The sequence below is a fragment of the Pseudoalteromonas sp. LC2018020214 genome, assembly GCF_016598755.1.
GTDB lineage: Bacteria > Pseudomonadota > Gammaproteobacteria > Enterobacterales > Alteromonadaceae > Pseudoalteromonas > Pseudoalteromonas distincta.
The window spans coordinates 3,559,643-3,574,855 of the sequence record NZ_CP066804.1 but is presented as its reverse complement, the minus strand read 5'-3'; the positions used below and the strand labels follow the sequence as shown (position 1 = coordinate 3,574,855).

At 38.9% G+C, this 15,213-nt stretch carries 12 protein-coding genes; 6 read left to right on the top strand and 6 right to left on the bottom strand.

The features are described from left to right. Window positions 1-30: 30 nt before the first annotated feature. From hemC to add, 5 genes are all read left to right on the top strand, one after another. The gene (gene hemC / locus JG479_RS15995; protein ID WP_200219649.1) at window positions 31-969 is read left to right on the top strand and encodes a hydroxymethylbilane synthase; all 939 of its coding nucleotides are present in this window, start codon (window positions 31-33) and stop codon (window positions 967-969) included. Further along, entirely contained in the window at window positions 970-2,811 is a 1,842-nt protein-coding gene (locus JG479_RS15990; protein WP_200219648.1) for a uroporphyrinogen-III synthase, read from the top strand. Beyond that, entirely contained in the window at window positions 2,808-3,917 is a 1,110-nt protein-coding gene (locus tag JG479_RS15985) for a heme biosynthesis HemY N-terminal domain-containing protein (protein WP_039486866.1), read from the top strand. Before JG479_RS15990 ends, JG479_RS15985 begins: the two co-directional genes overlap by 4 nt. 51 nt (window positions 3,918-3,968) lie before the next feature. Then, complete coding sequence (locus JG479_RS15980; protein WP_200219647.1) at window positions 3,969-6,656, top strand: CHASE domain-containing protein; 2,688 nt, start codon at window positions 3,969-3,971, stop codon at window positions 6,654-6,656. A 127-nt stretch (window positions 6,657-6,783) separates the two neighbouring features. After that, window positions 6,784-7,785, top strand: a complete 1,002-nt coding sequence (gene add, locus JG479_RS15975; RefSeq protein ID WP_200219646.1) for an adenosine deaminase — start codon at window positions 6,784-6,786, stop codon at window positions 7,783-7,785. A 54-nt stretch (window positions 7,786-7,839) separates the two neighbouring features. Here add and JG479_RS15970 read toward each other — a convergent pair whose 3' ends face one another. From JG479_RS15970 to JG479_RS15950, 5 genes are all read right to left on the bottom strand, one after another. Next, entirely contained in the window at window positions 7,840-8,250 is a 411-nt protein-coding gene (locus tag JG479_RS15970; RefSeq protein ID WP_024594621.1) for a CBS domain-containing protein, read from the bottom strand. 167 nt (window positions 8,251-8,417) lie between these two features. Beyond that, entirely contained in the window at window positions 8,418-9,131 is a 714-nt protein-coding gene (gene fre, locus JG479_RS15965) for an NAD(P)H-flavin reductase (protein WP_002960960.1), read from the bottom strand. A 109-nt stretch (window positions 9,132-9,240) separates the two neighbouring features. Continuing rightward, the gene (ubiD, locus tag JG479_RS15960) at window positions 9,241-10,707 is read right to left on the bottom strand and encodes a 4-hydroxy-3-polyprenylbenzoate decarboxylase (RefSeq protein WP_002960958.1); all 1,467 of its coding nucleotides are present in this window, start codon (window positions 10,705-10,707) and stop codon (window positions 9,241-9,243) included. A gap of 71 nt (window positions 10,708-10,778) precedes the next feature. Continuing rightward, window positions 10,779-12,809 carry a methyl-accepting chemotaxis protein gene (locus JG479_RS15955; protein WP_200219645.1) on the bottom strand — a complete coding sequence of 677 codons (2,031 nt, stop codon included), beginning with the start codon at window positions 12,807-12,809 and terminating at the stop codon, window positions 10,779-10,781. 66 nt (window positions 12,810-12,875) lie between these two features. Further along, on the bottom strand, window positions 12,876-13,157 hold the full coding sequence (locus tag JG479_RS15950) for an MliC family protein (RefSeq protein WP_182724818.1): 282 nt from the start codon (window positions 13,155-13,157) through the stop codon (window positions 12,876-12,878). Between the two features lie 145 nt (window positions 13,158-13,302). On the opposite strand from JG479_RS15950, the gene JG479_RS15945 reads away from it, so the two are divergent. Next, window positions 13,303-14,208 carry a DUF808 domain-containing protein gene (locus JG479_RS15945; RefSeq protein WP_024605924.1) on the top strand — a complete coding sequence of 302 codons (906 nt, stop codon included), beginning with the start codon at window positions 13,303-13,305 and terminating at the stop codon, window positions 14,206-14,208. Between the two features lie 44 nt (window positions 14,209-14,252). Here the strand turns inward: JG479_RS15945 and JG479_RS15940 are convergent, their stop codons facing one another. Beyond that, window positions 14,253-15,194, bottom strand: coding sequence for a tetratricopeptide repeat protein (locus JG479_RS15940; protein WP_200219644.1), 942 nt, complete (start codon window positions 15,192-15,194; stop codon window positions 14,253-14,255). Window positions 15,195-15,213: the final 19 nt, after the last annotated feature.

The following is a 15,213-nucleotide window of genomic DNA, read 5'->3' as shown; positions in this document are numbered from 1 at the left end:
GCTAAACGCAGTAATTAATTGGATACCCCTATGACAGAAAAAACAAAATTAGTACGCATCGCAACGCGCAAAAGCGCTCTAGCACTTTGGCAGGCCGAATTTGTAAAGGCAGAGCTTGAGCGTTTTCATGCAGATGTGCGCGTAGAATTAGTCCCAATGTCGACACAAGGGGATATTATTTTAGATACGCCATTGGCCAAAATTGGCGGTAAAGGCTTATTTGTTAAAGAACTAGAGCAAGCCATGCTAGATGGCCGAGCTGATATTGCCGTACATTCTATGAAAGATGTGCCAGTAGAGTTTCCTCAAGGGCTAGCACTGCATACTATTTGTGAGCGTGAGGATCCACGCGATGCGTTTGTATCAAACAATTTCGCTAATTTAAGTGCCCTACCACAGGGCGCTATTGTTGGTACTTCGAGCCTGCGCCGCCAGTGCCAAATTAAGGCACTTCGCCCTGATTTAGATATTCGTGATTTACGCGGCAATGTAAATACGCGTTTAGGTAAATTAGATGACGGCCAATATGATGCTATTATTTTAGCGGCTGCAGGGCTTATTCGTTTAGAAATGGAGTCGCGTATTGCTAACTACATTGAGCCAGAAGTGTCATTACCAGCAAATGGTCAAGGCGCTGTAGGTATTGAATGTCGTATTGATGATGAAGTAACCAAAGCATTACTTGCACCACTTGAGCATACACAAACACGTATTCGCGTAAACGCAGAGCGTTCGATGAATCGCTATTTAGAAGGTGGTTGCCAAGTTCCTATTGGTGCTTATGCATTGGTTGATGGCGAACAAGTGCATTTACGTGGTTTAGTTGGTGCTGTTGATGGCAGCGAAATTTTACGTGACGAAGTAACGGGCCATGTAAATGACGCAGAAAAACTAGGTATTGAGCTTGCTAAAAAATTACTAGCTCAAGGTGCAGACAAAATATTAGCTGAAGTTTATAGAGACGCATAAATGAAACATATTCTGATAACTCGGCCCGAAGGAAAAGGCGCAGCCCTTGCACAGCAACTTGAGCAAGCGGGTTATCAGGCGTCTTTATTTCCGGTATTAAAAATAACGCATTTAACACCCTCCAGCACTGAGCTTAGTCCGCTATTAAATGCAGATAAAATAATATTTATATCGCAAGATGCAGTCAGTGCACTTTCGCAATTAAAACCAGATATAAATACCAAAGCGCAGTTTTATGCGGTTGGACAACAAACAGCCGATGTTATATATGAGCAATTTGGTGTGCGCGCAGCAGTACCAAAGCAGTATGATTCAGAAGGGTTACTTGCGCTTAAATCACTCGCCGAGGTGGATGGCTGTAATATAGTATTAGTTAAGGGCCAAGGTGGCCGCCCTGAGTTAGCTAAAACGCTCAAAGAGCGCGGTGCTTTTTTGAATAATTGTGTTGTGTACAAACGTGAACCGACAGAGAGTATTACCTCTAACTGGACAGACCACTGGAAAAGCCAGAATGTACACGGTATAGTCATAACAAGTAATGCAGCAGTTGATGCTATATTTAAAGGCCTTACTGCACACCAACTACAATGGTTACAACAGTGCCGATTTTATGTTGCTAGCGAGCGTATAGCCGCTTATTTAAAGCTGCAACAGGTAAGTTCGGCTAATATACACATTGCAGCAGGGGCTAGCGATAATGCTATGTTTACCTGCATAAATCAGCAAGGTAGCAACATGAGCGAACAGTCAAAGCCAGTAACGGCAGAAAAGGCCACACCAACAATAGCTAACACGACCTCTGCTAAATCAACTAAGCAAGAGCCTACAGCTACAAAAAATACGGCAGACAAAAGTAAGCAAAAAATAAGTAAGGTTGCAGTACTTGCGCTTCTTATTTCGTTAATTGTGGCCTCTGGTGTTGGATACGAGTTTTATCAAAAATTAAATGCTGGTAAGGCGCAAAACCTAGCCGTTAATGAGTTAAGCGAGCAAAATAAGTTACTCACCCAGGAGCTGCAAGCACTTAAATCGGCGCAATCTAATTTGCAACAAGCGCTGTTTAATAGTGAAGAAAAAGTTGCCGCAGCCCTAAATGAAAGTGCAGTTAAAAATCAGCAAGAACTAAAAGCGGCCTTGCAAAAGGCGCAGCAACAAGGCTCATCGTTAAACCCGCAAGAAGTAACCAGCTTACAGCGTATGGCTGAGTTTAAACTATGGGCTGAAAAAGACTACCAAGGCACTAGTGCTGTTTTAAAGCGCTTAGATGGATTACTTAGTGAGCACCCAGGAACAGTTGAAGTTCGCCAAGCGATTATGCAAGATATACAAACACTTGATAGCCTTAAACCTGTTGCAACAGAGGCTATTTATTTACAGCTAAACAGTGTACTAAGCAGTATTGACGACTTAGTTTTTAATGCAGTTAATTTACCAGAAGAAGTAGCTACAATAGATGAAAATGCTTTAAGTGGTGACGTGAGTGATTGGCAGCAAAACTTGAGTAATAGCTGGAATAAAATTGTGGATAGCTTTATTACTATTCGTCAGCACGAGGGTGTTTCCATTGAGCCATTACTTACGGATCAAGAGCGCCATTTAATAAATCAACGAATCAAGCTTAATATAACTCAGGCACAAGATGCACTTATGAGTAAGCAGGCGAGTATTTTCTTTAGCGCCCTAAGTGAAGCAAAACGTTTAGTTGGTGAGTACTTTAAGCAAGACGATGATACAACTAAAACCGTACTTAAAGCGTTGTCTAAACTTGAAAAAGAGCAGCTTAACTTTAATCCAAAAGTAACTTTAAACAGTACACAAAAGGTTAAGGAGTGGGCGCAATGATAGGGCTAATTATTTTAATTGTAGCTATTGTTGTTGTACTAGCGGTTACTCCATTCGTTCTAGATGAAAAAGGTTATGTACTTATTTCATTTAACAATACGACGATAGAAGGCACGATAGTATCGTTTTGTATAATGGCAGTCATTACCGCTGTTGTTTTATATTTAACATATAAGTTAATTCGTTATTTATTATCGATTTATCATAATACTAAGCATGGCTTTTTTGCACGTAGCCAAGAGCGCAAACAAGCAGCTATTGAGCAGGCTCTTTGGAGTGCAATTAATGATGATTACGAGCACGTAGAACAGGCTTTATCGGGTAATAGCGTACCAGATAAGTTTGAAGATATTCGCTTAGCATTACTTGCAAAAGCAGCGCTTGCTAATAATCAAACAGATAAAGCACTTGAGCGTTTATTTGAAATAAGCCCAGAGCATCAATTAAAAGTAGCAAAGCTATGGTTGGCAAGTGGCGACAGTAGCGCGATAGAATCACAAATGCGTATTAGCGCAGAAGCTAAAAAAGCCACCGCACTTGAGTTAAAACTTTATGCAGAAGTATTAGTACAACAACAACACTTTAGTGCGCTGGAAGACTTTTTGCCGCGTTTACTGCGCAAAAAAGTACTTACTGATGCACAGTGGACGCAGTTATTTAGTGCTTATTTTAATGCGTTAGATGCAGACAAGCTGAGTGAGAAATATAAACAGCTACCGAAAAAGCTGCAAGCTCATGCCCACACCGCATATTTAATGCAAATGGCGCAAGCAGGTCAATTGGCTGTTATTGAAAGTGACTTAATTAAGATGGTTAAGCATAGTGAGCAACACTTAGAGCTTGCAAATATATTAAGTAAAGCAACAGCAGCCGATGCAGCTAAGTTGCAAATAAGCATTCAAGAACGCCTTAAGAAGGATGATTCAAATAATTCACTATTACTTGCGCTAGCTTGCCTTGCTAATGCTAAGGGTGATTATGACTTAGCAGCTAGAATTTTTGATAAAGCACTGAATAGTGAAAATAAAAAACAGTTCTCTGAACAAGCTGTGTTGAGTTATAAAAATAGTGCACAGGCAGAAAAGGCGCTCGTTTTATATCAATAAATGACTACACTATAACTACTTAGCATTTTTTGTAGTTCAGGAGCACAAGCTTTGAGAAAGTTTTTAATATTAACCCTTAGCTTGGCTTGTGCTTACTTCTTTACAGGATACTTTAGCAACTCACTTCTTTCTGTAGATGGCTATGCGGTCGCCTCCTGGCCGCCCTCAGGAATTGCTTTAGCGAGCTTTTTAATTTGGGGACGTAAGTCATTTATTGGCCTTATTATTGGGGCTTTTTGTACTAACTTAATTCACCTTGAACACACCGTAGATATTTTTCATTTTATTGTGCTTTTACAAGCTATAGGCATTACTTTAGCCTCTGTTTTACAGGCTTGGATTGGCCGACAAATTATAGTGAATGTTATAAAAGCGCCGTTGGATTTATCCTCTTTAAAACACAGTGTTCAAAGCTTAATAGTAGCGGGGCCAATATGTTGTGTTATTGCTGCAGGTGTAGGAACAAGTTTATTAGCATTGAATAATGTGATTCCGACCAATGCTATTTTTGATAACTTTATAGCATGGTGGATTGGCGACAGTATTGGCGTACTTATATTTACACCTTTAGTACTCGCCGCTTTTAATTACACACAAGTACGCCACCGTATGTTGGTAATTTTACCCTCGCTATTAATTTACATACTGATCAGCGTTAGTTTTTATGGCGCTGCTAGTGTTAAAAAAGAAAAAGATATTCAAAAGCAAGAAGCCAAAATACTTTCTGTGCAAAATGCTATAAGCCAAAAGCTCGATGGTATTACTGCTCATTTAGGCTTATTAGCTACGTTTTTTGCTAGTAGTAGTGACGTGGATTTTAAAGAGTTTAAACAATTTACTTCAAAGCAGTTGGACTACAGCCAAGAAATTCTAGCTTTTGAATGGATACCTTATATACCAGCAAATAAACTCGCAGATTTTGAGACACATGAAAATCCAGCCACAGGCAAACCTCTATATATAAAAGAAAAGTCACTAGATGGAGCTTGGCAACCTGCAGGTACGCGTAGTAATTACTTTCCAGTAAAGTACGTATATCCCTTAAAAGGTAATGAAGATGTTTTAGGGTTTGATTTAGCTTCTAGTAAAGTAAGAGGTGCAGCGCTTAGCAAAGCGAAAGAGCTTAATGAACTTGCACTAAGTGAGCCAATTAATTTGGTCCAAAATACAGCCGAACACGGTGTGCTTTTTTTATATCCTGTTTTTGGAGAGTCCTCTACCGAAGATGATTTTAAAGGCTTTGTGGCAGCGATTGTCAGCCTGAAACGCTTATCGCAAACACTATTATTTGATCACAACAACTCAATTTCAGCTAGTTTTTTTGATACAACGATACCAGGGAAAAAGCAGGCAATTTATATTGCAGATACCGCTAATTCGCAAGCGCTATTTAAAGAATATCAATTGTTGATTGGCAAACGTATGTGGCAGGTTGAGTTATATGAGCCAATAGTTAGAACGTCTTGGTTAGTATATTGGCTTGCACAAATAGTAGGTATGTTGTTTGTGTGGTTACTGATTACATTTTTGATTTCAGTTACTGGTACAAACATACAAATTCGCGAACAAGTGGCCAAGCAAACACATACACTACGCAAAGAAAAACAAAAAGCAGATGAAGCGAGTCATATAAAGGGGCAGTTTTTAGCAAACATGAGCCACGAAGTCCGCACCCCTATTAACGGTATAAAAGGGCTGCATTATTTAGCGCTCCAGCAAAACGATTGGCAACAAGCTAGAAGTTACATAGAGCAAGCAGATGGGGCACTTGGTGTTTTACTGAGGGTATTAAACGATGTGCTCGACTTTTCAAAAATGGAAGCAGGCAAGCTAGACTTAATGCAAGAGCCTATTAATGTAGCGAGTTTAGCGGATGAAATGCTTAATTTACTTCAATTTGAGGCTGATATTAAATCAATAAAGTTAAGTCTCGATTTTGATAAAACATCAAATTTGGTCATCAATACCGATCCAATCCGCTTAAAACAAGTGCTGCTGAACCTGCTCAATAATGCGGTTAAATTTACAGGGGAAGGTGAAATCACTCTGAAAATTTGGCAGTCGAAAAAAATGACTTATTTTAGTATTAACGATACGGGTATTGGTATTAGTAGCGAAGCACAGAAACAATTGTTTAAACCGTTCGCGCAAGCTGATAGCTCAACCTCACGTCAATATGGTGGTACAGGCTTAGGATTAAGTATTTGCAGAAAACTAGTTGAGTTAATGGGTGGTGCAATTGATTTAGTTAGTTATGAAGGTAAAGGCTCTACATTTACATTTAGTTTGCCGCTAATATCGCCTTTACCAAAGGCAGAGCAAATTCAGCAGCAATACAACGAAATAGACGTAAGTACATTATCATTTACAGGCTATAAATTACTTTTAGTAGAAGATAATCCACTTAATCAGCATGTTGCTAATGCTATTTTAAAAACGAAAGGCTGTATTGCCGACATTGCTAACGATGGTTTTGAAGCCATAGAAAAGCTAGCCGAAAATAGCTACGACATTGTGCTTATGGATATTCAAATGCCAAAAATGGATGGACTCAAAGCAACAAAAGTAATTCGTCGTGATTTAGAGTTAATTGATTTACCCATAATAGGGCTATCGGCGAACGCCCATGACGATGACGTTAAAAAGGCACTAGCCTGTGGAATGAATGGTTATATCACCAAACCTATTGATGCAAATACGCTTTTTAAAACTCTTTGGCACCACTTATCAGGAAAATAAGCTGTATCATTTTTTTGCACAAAAAGCAGACATATGACCGCTAAAACTTACCGCAAATCATATAGACTTGAAAAATAACTGTATCTGCGTATCATGCGCGCAAATTTAACTAAACTGGGTTGCTATTATGATCAATAGAAAATTACCTTTGCTAGATATTCACCGCCATTTAGACGGTAATGTACGTGCGCAAACCATATTAGAACTTGGTCGACAGTTTAATATAGAGCTACCTGCAGATAACGTTGAAGCATTAATCCCTCATGTTCAAGTTATTGATCCTGAACCAAACCTCATGGCTTTTTTACAAAAGTTAGATTGGGGAGTTACTGTGCTTGGCGACTACGATGCGTGTAGACGTATCGCAATTGAAAACATTGAAGATGCACAAGCACAAGGTCTTGATTATGTGGAGCTTCGATTTAGCCCTTACTACATGGCACAAAGCCAAGGTTTACACCCAGAAGGCGTTGTAGAGGCAGTTGTTGATGGTATTAAATCAGCAACAAAAGGCGCAAATATAAAAGCTAACTTGATTGGTATTTTATCGCGTACTTATGGCGTAAAAACGTGTCAAAAAGAGCTTGATGCATTACTCGCATTTAAAAATGATTTAGTTGCTGTTGATTTAGCCGGTGACGAAATTGGCTTCCCGGGTGAGTTGTTTGTAGAGCACTTTCAACAAGTACGAAATGCGTATTTAGCTTCGACTGTCCATGCTGGAGAAGCACTTGGTGCTCCAAGTATTTGGCAAGCAATTAATGAGTTGGGTGCGAGCAGAATAGGGCATGGCGTTAAAGCAATTGAAGATCCAAAACTAATGGATTATTTACGCGATAACCGTATTGGTATTGAGTCATGCTTAACAAGTAATATTCAAACCAGTACAGTAAACGATTTAACTAAGCACCCACTTAAACAGTTTTTAGATCATGGTATTTTAGCGTGTATTAATACTGATGATCCTGCGGTTGAAGGTATTGAAATTGAGTATGAATATACCGTTGCTGCACCTAAAGCAGGCTTATCTCAAGCTGATATGGAAAAAGCCCAAAAAAATGCTTTAGAAATAGCATTTTTAAGCGATGGCGATAAAAAAGAACTTTTAGCACTCGTTAGCGCACGTTAATTTAAGAGCATTAAAAATGCCGCTTTATATAAGCGGCATTTTTGTATCTGCAATTTAGTGTGTTTGGCAGCTTATGTAATTATCGTAAAGCGCTTTAAGTACGTCTGCTCGGCTGATCATACCGATTACTTTAACACCCTCTACAACAGGGTAGTTTTTTGGTTTACCAGGCTGCATCTGCTGTGCAAGCTCAATAATGTTGGTATCGCCGCTAACGGTCACTACCTCTGTTTGCATAAGCTGCGATACTTTAACCATCCCATCACAAAAATAACTGCTTTGCGTAAGTGGTTTTAACAGCTCTTGCTCTGATATAAATCCAACTAAGCATTTATCTTTATCAAATACTGGTGCGCCAAGTAGTTTAAATTTTTGTAGTTCTGCTATGGCTGTCGTCATTTCTGTATCTGGTGTGATATTTGGCAATTTGCGTTGCATAAAATCTTTTACTTTTGTATTTAGCATTTGGGTCTCTCCCGCTGATGTTCTATACAAAGTATGGTTTATAGATAGAGATTTAGGAAATTGTTTATATTGATGGAGTTGATAGGTTTTAACTATTAAATATTTGTTGTTATAAAAATAAAGGCACCGATTAGGTGCCTTTATTTATAACTGAAAGTAAATTTCAATTATTTGATAAATGCGAATGCATCTGCGTACATGTTTTCACGAATTGCACCATGAGTAATAAAGTCATCACGGACAATACCTATCATGTCAAAACGACCTGCCATATAAATATCGTATGGTTCTAGTGACACAATATCTTGCATTACTGCTTTGTGTACATAGCCAGTGTGTCCTTGCCAATTAGCAGATGGATTTTCTACTACAGGAATAAACTTAAAGTTCTCATGGCTATCTGCCCATGTTTGCATTTCTGTATGTGCATATAAAGCAGATTCTTCTTTTACGCCCCAGTAAAACAATACAGGACGGTCGCATTTTATTTCAGCTAAATGATCAGCCATTGATTTTGCGTATGAAAAACCAGTACCACCGGCGAGTAAAATAATAGGGCGCTCACATTGCAGGCGCAACTGTGAAATACCCAAGCCAGCTTCAATGTCTACTAACTGCCCTGTGGTATGGGCGTTTCGTAAATGCTCTAACGATTGCATTGCATACGAATCGGCACCTGAGGCGCCAATATGCAGTTCTATTGCATCGCACTGTGAAGGGCGACTAGCTATAGAAAAAGCACGTTTGTCTTTTTCGCCTAATACGAGTTGCATGTATTGGCCAGCTTCAAAGGTCACAGGTTGTTGTGGCTTTAAAATTACTTTATGAACAAATTCTGTAAGTGGGCTGATAGCTACAACTTCAGCTTTTAATGTTTGCATTTTTTACCTTTTAGCAGCGCTTGTAACAGCAGATACGCAATCGAATAGCTCGATTCTAGCATATCTGCAGGGTTATTTTATAGCCTGATATGTACTTACATATAAACACTTAAACAATATTAAGGCTTTCCCAAATATCATCTACACGGTCTTTGGTGTCTTTATCCATAACAATAGGCTCGCCCCATTCGCGGGTGGTTTCGCCAGGCCATTTATTGGTAGCATCCATTCCCATTTTTGAACCAAGACCTGAGACTGGCGATGCAAAATCGAGATAATCAATAGGTGTGTTCTCTATTAATGTTGTATCACGCGCTGGATCCATTCGGGTTGTTATAGCCCAAATAACATCTTCCCAATCGCGGGCGTTAACATCGTCATCGCAGACGATGACAAATTTGGTGTACATAAACTGACGTAAGAACGACCAAACTCCCATCATCACGCGCTTCGCATGGCCTGGATATTGTTTTTTCATTGTTACAATCGCCATACGATATGAGCACCCTTCAGGCGGAAGGTAAAAGTCGACAATTTCAGGGAATTGCTTTTGTAGTATCGGCACAAACACTTCATTAAGTGCCACACCTAAAATAGCAGGCTCATCAGGCGGACGGCCAGTAAATGTGCTGTGATAAATAGGATCTTTACGATGCGTTAAGTGAGTGACCGTCATTACTGGAAAGTCATCGACTTCATTATAGTAACCGGTATGGTCACCATAAGGGCCTTCTGGCGCCATTTCACCAGGCATTATGTAACCTTCAAGTACTATTTCTGCACTGGCAGGGACTTGTAGGTCATTTGAAATAGATTTTACAACTTCGGTTCTGCTGCCACGTAATAAGCCAGCGAATGCATATTCGCTTAGAGTGTCAGGTACAGGCGTTACGGCACCTAATATAGTGGCAGGATCGGCACCTAATGCTACTGATACAGGGTAGGGTTGCCCTGGGTTTTCTTTACACCATTCTTGAAAATCAAGCGCGCCACCACGATGTGACAACCAGCGCATAATTATTTTATTTTTGCCTAATAATTGCTGGCGATAAATACCTAAATTTTGGCGCTTTTTATAAGGCCCTTTAGTAACTGTAAGGCCCCATGTGATTAATGGCGCTGCATCACCTGGCCAACAATGCTGAATAGGTAATTTAGTTAAATCTACATCATCACCTTCTAAAACTACTTGTTGGCAAGGCGCTTTTTTAACTTCTTTTGCAGGCATATTAAGCACTTGCTTAAAAATAGGTATAGCGCCTAGTGCTTCTTTAATACCCTTTGGTGGATCAGGTTCTTTTAAAAAAGCGAGTAGCTTGCCCACTTCGCGAAGCTCGCTAACATCTGTTTGGCCCATGCCCATTGCTACGCGTTTTGGTGTACCAAATAAGTTGGTAAGCACCGGCATATCGTAGCCTTTTGGATTTTCGAATAATAACGCAGGACCTTTTGCACGTAAGGTGCGATCAGATATTTCGGTCATTTCAAGATACGGGTCGATTTCTTGGGTGATACGTTTAAGTTCGCCTTTTTTTTCAAGCAAATCGATAAAATCACGTAGATCTTTATATTTCATTGTGGGCCGCTATTAAGCAAAAGAGTTAAAGTATTATACCCATTTCATGCAAGGCAAGTCATTACTTGCACTTAAAACTTAAAGCGCTCTACGGCACTCGTTAAAGAGTGTGCAAGTTGGTTTACGTCTTCACTTTCGCTTGCTAGGGTTGTCGCGTTTTGGGCATTCAAGGTTGCTTGCTCTGTCACCTTTGCCATTATTTGTTGAATGTCGCCACTGTTAGTCAATTGCTCATGTGATGCATGAGCAATTTGCTCACTCATCTGATTAACAGACAACAATGTGCTTTTAATACGCTCTACGGCTTTATTTAGTTCAGTGCTGTTTTTAACACATTGCTTGGCTTGGTGTTGGCCATCAGTAATGTGTTCTTGAGTTGTTTTAGTGTGTTGTTGCAATGTTTGGATCATGGTGTTTATTTCGCTAGTCGAGGTTTGTGTACGTGCAGCTAATGATCGAACCTCATCAGCAACTACAGCAAACCCGCGTCCGTTTTCACCCGCTCGCGCTGCTTCAATTGCAGCATTAAGTGCAAGTAAGTTAGTCTGCTCTGCAATGCTACTAATTGTTTCAACAATGGCTTCAATAAGCTGAGTGTACTGTGCGAGCTCTTCTGTGCTGCCTACTGCTTTATCAAGACGCTGTAATAAAGTTTCTATACTTAGACTATTTTGATTAGCAATCTCGTTTACATCATTTGCAAATTGCGATGCGTTTGTTATTTCACTTGATGTTTTATCTGCTTGTTCATAAACCGCTTGTGAGTTGATTAGCATATTTTGTGCAAGCGATGTTGCCTGCGCGCTTCGCTCTAACTGCTGTTGTGCAACAACCGTCATTTGCTGACCTTTTTCACTGGTTTTAATAGCGCTGCGGTCTAGCTCGTGGGCGTCACTACTAATTGCACCAATTAGGTTAGTAAGGTCTTCACTGAGTTTATTTATGTTATTTAGCAAAGTACCAAATTCATCTTTACTACGTGGGTGGCTTCGCTTTGATAAATCACCTGAGGCGATTCGGGCTAAATCGCGGTTTACTTTTTTAAGCGGTTTTAGCATTGCACGCGTTGTAAAAATAGAGATAGCGATAATCAATATAATTAAAACAATCGTAATAATTACTACAGAACTAATCCCTGTATTTATGGCGGCCTTTGCATTAGTTTGTAAGGCATTAAAGCGCTCATCAGCCAATTTATTAAGTTCAATAAGCTGACCTTCTGTTGTTATAAATTGCTGTTGAAAGTGTTCAAAATTTTGAGCCGCAGCAATAGTACTTTTGAGTACTTTATTTTGTTGGGCATAAATTCCTGTATCGTTGTTAAGTAACTCTCTTAATTGATTAAACTTAGCCGTTAAATTTTTAGCATTAAACGCATTATTAAAAGGTAGCGCTTGTTGCTCTAAATAGGTGAAATTAGGTTGGATGTTATCTAGTAGAAATAGGGTATCTTGCTGATGGCTATTTAAATCATTGATACTTGTAGTTTGAGTAATGCTTTTTATATTATTACTTAAGTTAAACAATAAATCGTCTATACGGGTCGCTGTTCCAAACATAGCATTAAGTAACGCCTGCTGTTTTACAGGCACTTCTAAAAGTTCTATATCAAGTAAGTTAGAACTTAAATTGTAAAGTTGCTCGTTAAACGTTGCTGATAATTCTATGGTGGAATTTTGCGCTACAAACTTACGCTCTTTAGCGCTGAACATTGCGAAACTTACTTCAGTCAGTTGCTCGAAACCTGCGTTGGTACTGGCGAGTAAATTTTGCATTGTTATTTGTTGATTTAGTTGAGTGCTTAACAAATTGAGCATATCGCTAAATTGTTGTTGCTCAACTTGCACCTGTTTTTTATTTTGTTGAAGTAAATCAAGGTTTGCTTGGCTGTAAGCTAAGGCGTTAAATTTGGTAATAGACAGTAATGATAGCCTTAAATCTTTGCTGAACTGTTGTACCGGAACCGCTAATTTTTCGGTTCGGGTATTGTTAACGCTAATTTTGTTTAATGACCAATAAAAAAATACACTACTTGTTAGCACCAACATGCCAATGGCTGTAAAGGCTAAAATTATTTTATGTTTGATCGCAATTGAACGCATAACTTCATCACAATAATGGGTCTTTAATTATTGTAGCATTATTGTAATTTATTGGTTGTTTTTATGTTAAGCCTTGGTGCACTGTCTTTTTTTACCTGCGATGATTAACATGGCTTCATTACCCTTACCCCAAAACAGTACCTCTTCACTTATATATTTATTCCCTGATGCACTTTTTTCGTGATTAAGTACATGCACTTTATTGTTAAAGATAAGTTCGGCTTCAGAATTGTTAATGATGTTGAGTTTTACGCTCTCATCATCGCATTGGTAAGCAGTACTGGTTTTTAAATCACTACAAGCGGTTAAGCTTAGTAAAATAGCGATTAATGCTAAATATACTTTCATTTTTCCTCCCATCTTCTTTAAGCGTTAGTTAAAACACAGGGCAAAATTTTAATCTAATGTAAGAATAACAAAGCAAAATTAACCGTTGGTGAAAGTAGCGCTTTAAGTTATGTTTATAGCAATATTTTTTGAGCTCGGAAGCTTTATGGCAGGCACTAACCTTTTAACGTTATTAGATGATATAACCACTTTACTTGATGACATTGCGACAATGAGTAAGGTTGCAACAAAAAAAACAGCGGGTGTATTAGGCGATGACTTAGCGCTCAATGCGCAGCAGGTTACAGGTGTAGCAGCAGAGCGTGAATTACCGGTTGTTTGGGCTGTGGCAAAGGGCTCATTTTTAAATAAAGCGATACTCGTACCCGCTGCTTTATTAATAAGCGTATGGCTGCCTTGGTTAATAACACCGCTTTTAATGATGGGTGGTTTGTTTTTATGTTTTGAGGGAGCTGAAAAAGTATTTGCTAAGTTTTTGCCTCATAACAGTGAAGCGGTAGACGAGGGTGAGAAATTAGATTTAGTTGAGTACGAAAAACAAAAAATAAAAGGGGCAATAAGAACCGACTTTATTCTTTCTGCCGAAATTATTGTGATTACTTTAGGTACTGTGGCAGGTGCTACATTGCTTAATCAAGCTTTAGTGCTTTGTGTTATCGCAATTATAATGACTATTGGTGTTTATGGCTTAGTGGCAGGTATTGTAAAACTGGATGATGCCGGACTTTATTTACTCAACCAATCAAAGGTAACAGCTAATAAATTTAAAGAATTACTTGGGAAAGGCTTACTCGCAGCAGCGCCTAGGTTGATGCAGTTTTTAGCATTTGCGGGCACCATCGCGATGTTTTTAGTCGGTGGCGGGATTTTAGTACATGGTGTTGAGTTACTGCATCATACTCAAGTCGATGTAACAAACTATGCCCAATCTGTTGCTGGCGGTACAGGAGAGGTATTAGCTCCTCTATTGTTTGATGGTTTGCTAGGCGTGATTGCTGGCTTAGTTGTTGTGCTTATACATGTAGGTTATACAAAGTTATTTAAAAAATAATTCCAAGCTGGCGTACTTGTTGCGCCAGCTATATTGAAATTCACTCATTCACAGTTAGCTATTTTACAAAGAGATTCCAATTCAAATTGTGCTTTAGTATTTTTTTGCTCAATAGCCTTTTTGTACCAATAAATAGCCTGCTGTTGATCCTGATCTATTCCCTGACCATCACGATACATTTGCGCTAAATTTAATTGCCCCCATTGAGAGCCCGCTTCAGCAGCTTGTTTAAAGCTATTAAATGCTTCAACAAACAAACCATCTTTAAAATAAATAATGCCTTGTTGATTGTTTTTATCGAGCTTTAAGCCTTTATATAGTGGCTTAGGTTTGGGAGGATGCATCACAAACCCACCATAAAGGATGTTGGCATAGGGGCGCAGCACGTCGTAAATAGCTTCGTCGTTGTAAAGGCGTGCTACTTCATCACGAGGGAGGGTGATTGTTTTAGTGGAAAAGTAATTGTCTTGAATTAGCTGGCTAGTACGCATTGCCAAAGTAATACTATTATTACGTTTATAGCTGTAGTTGCTTATCTGAAAGGTAATAAATTGTTCGTCAAAATTTAAAATTTGAGCAATTCTTAAATTGGTTAGGGTCCAGGGCTCGTGTGTAAATTTGTCGGCGTGTACTAAGTAAGTATCATATATTTTAGGCGTATTTAAATAGCCTTCCTTTCGAGTCTCGCTATTAAGGTGCTGTTGATAAAAAAATAAAACAATCCAAAGTAATAAAAATACACCAATAAAGTATTTAGGTAGGCTTAGTTTTTCTATTAACGGTAGTTGCGTTATTTTTACAGGTTCGCTTTTTCCGCATTGATAGCACTCGCGTTTATAACTTAATTTTAAGGCAAACATAGGTAAAATACTAAACCGTAAATAGCGGCTTTTATTTACTAAATGATAGGCGTCGCTTTGACAATGAGGGCAGCGTGTTGTTTGTGCAAAATATGGAAATGATTCACTCGTGTTGAAAAGTAACATAAAGCACGCTCCTTGTTTA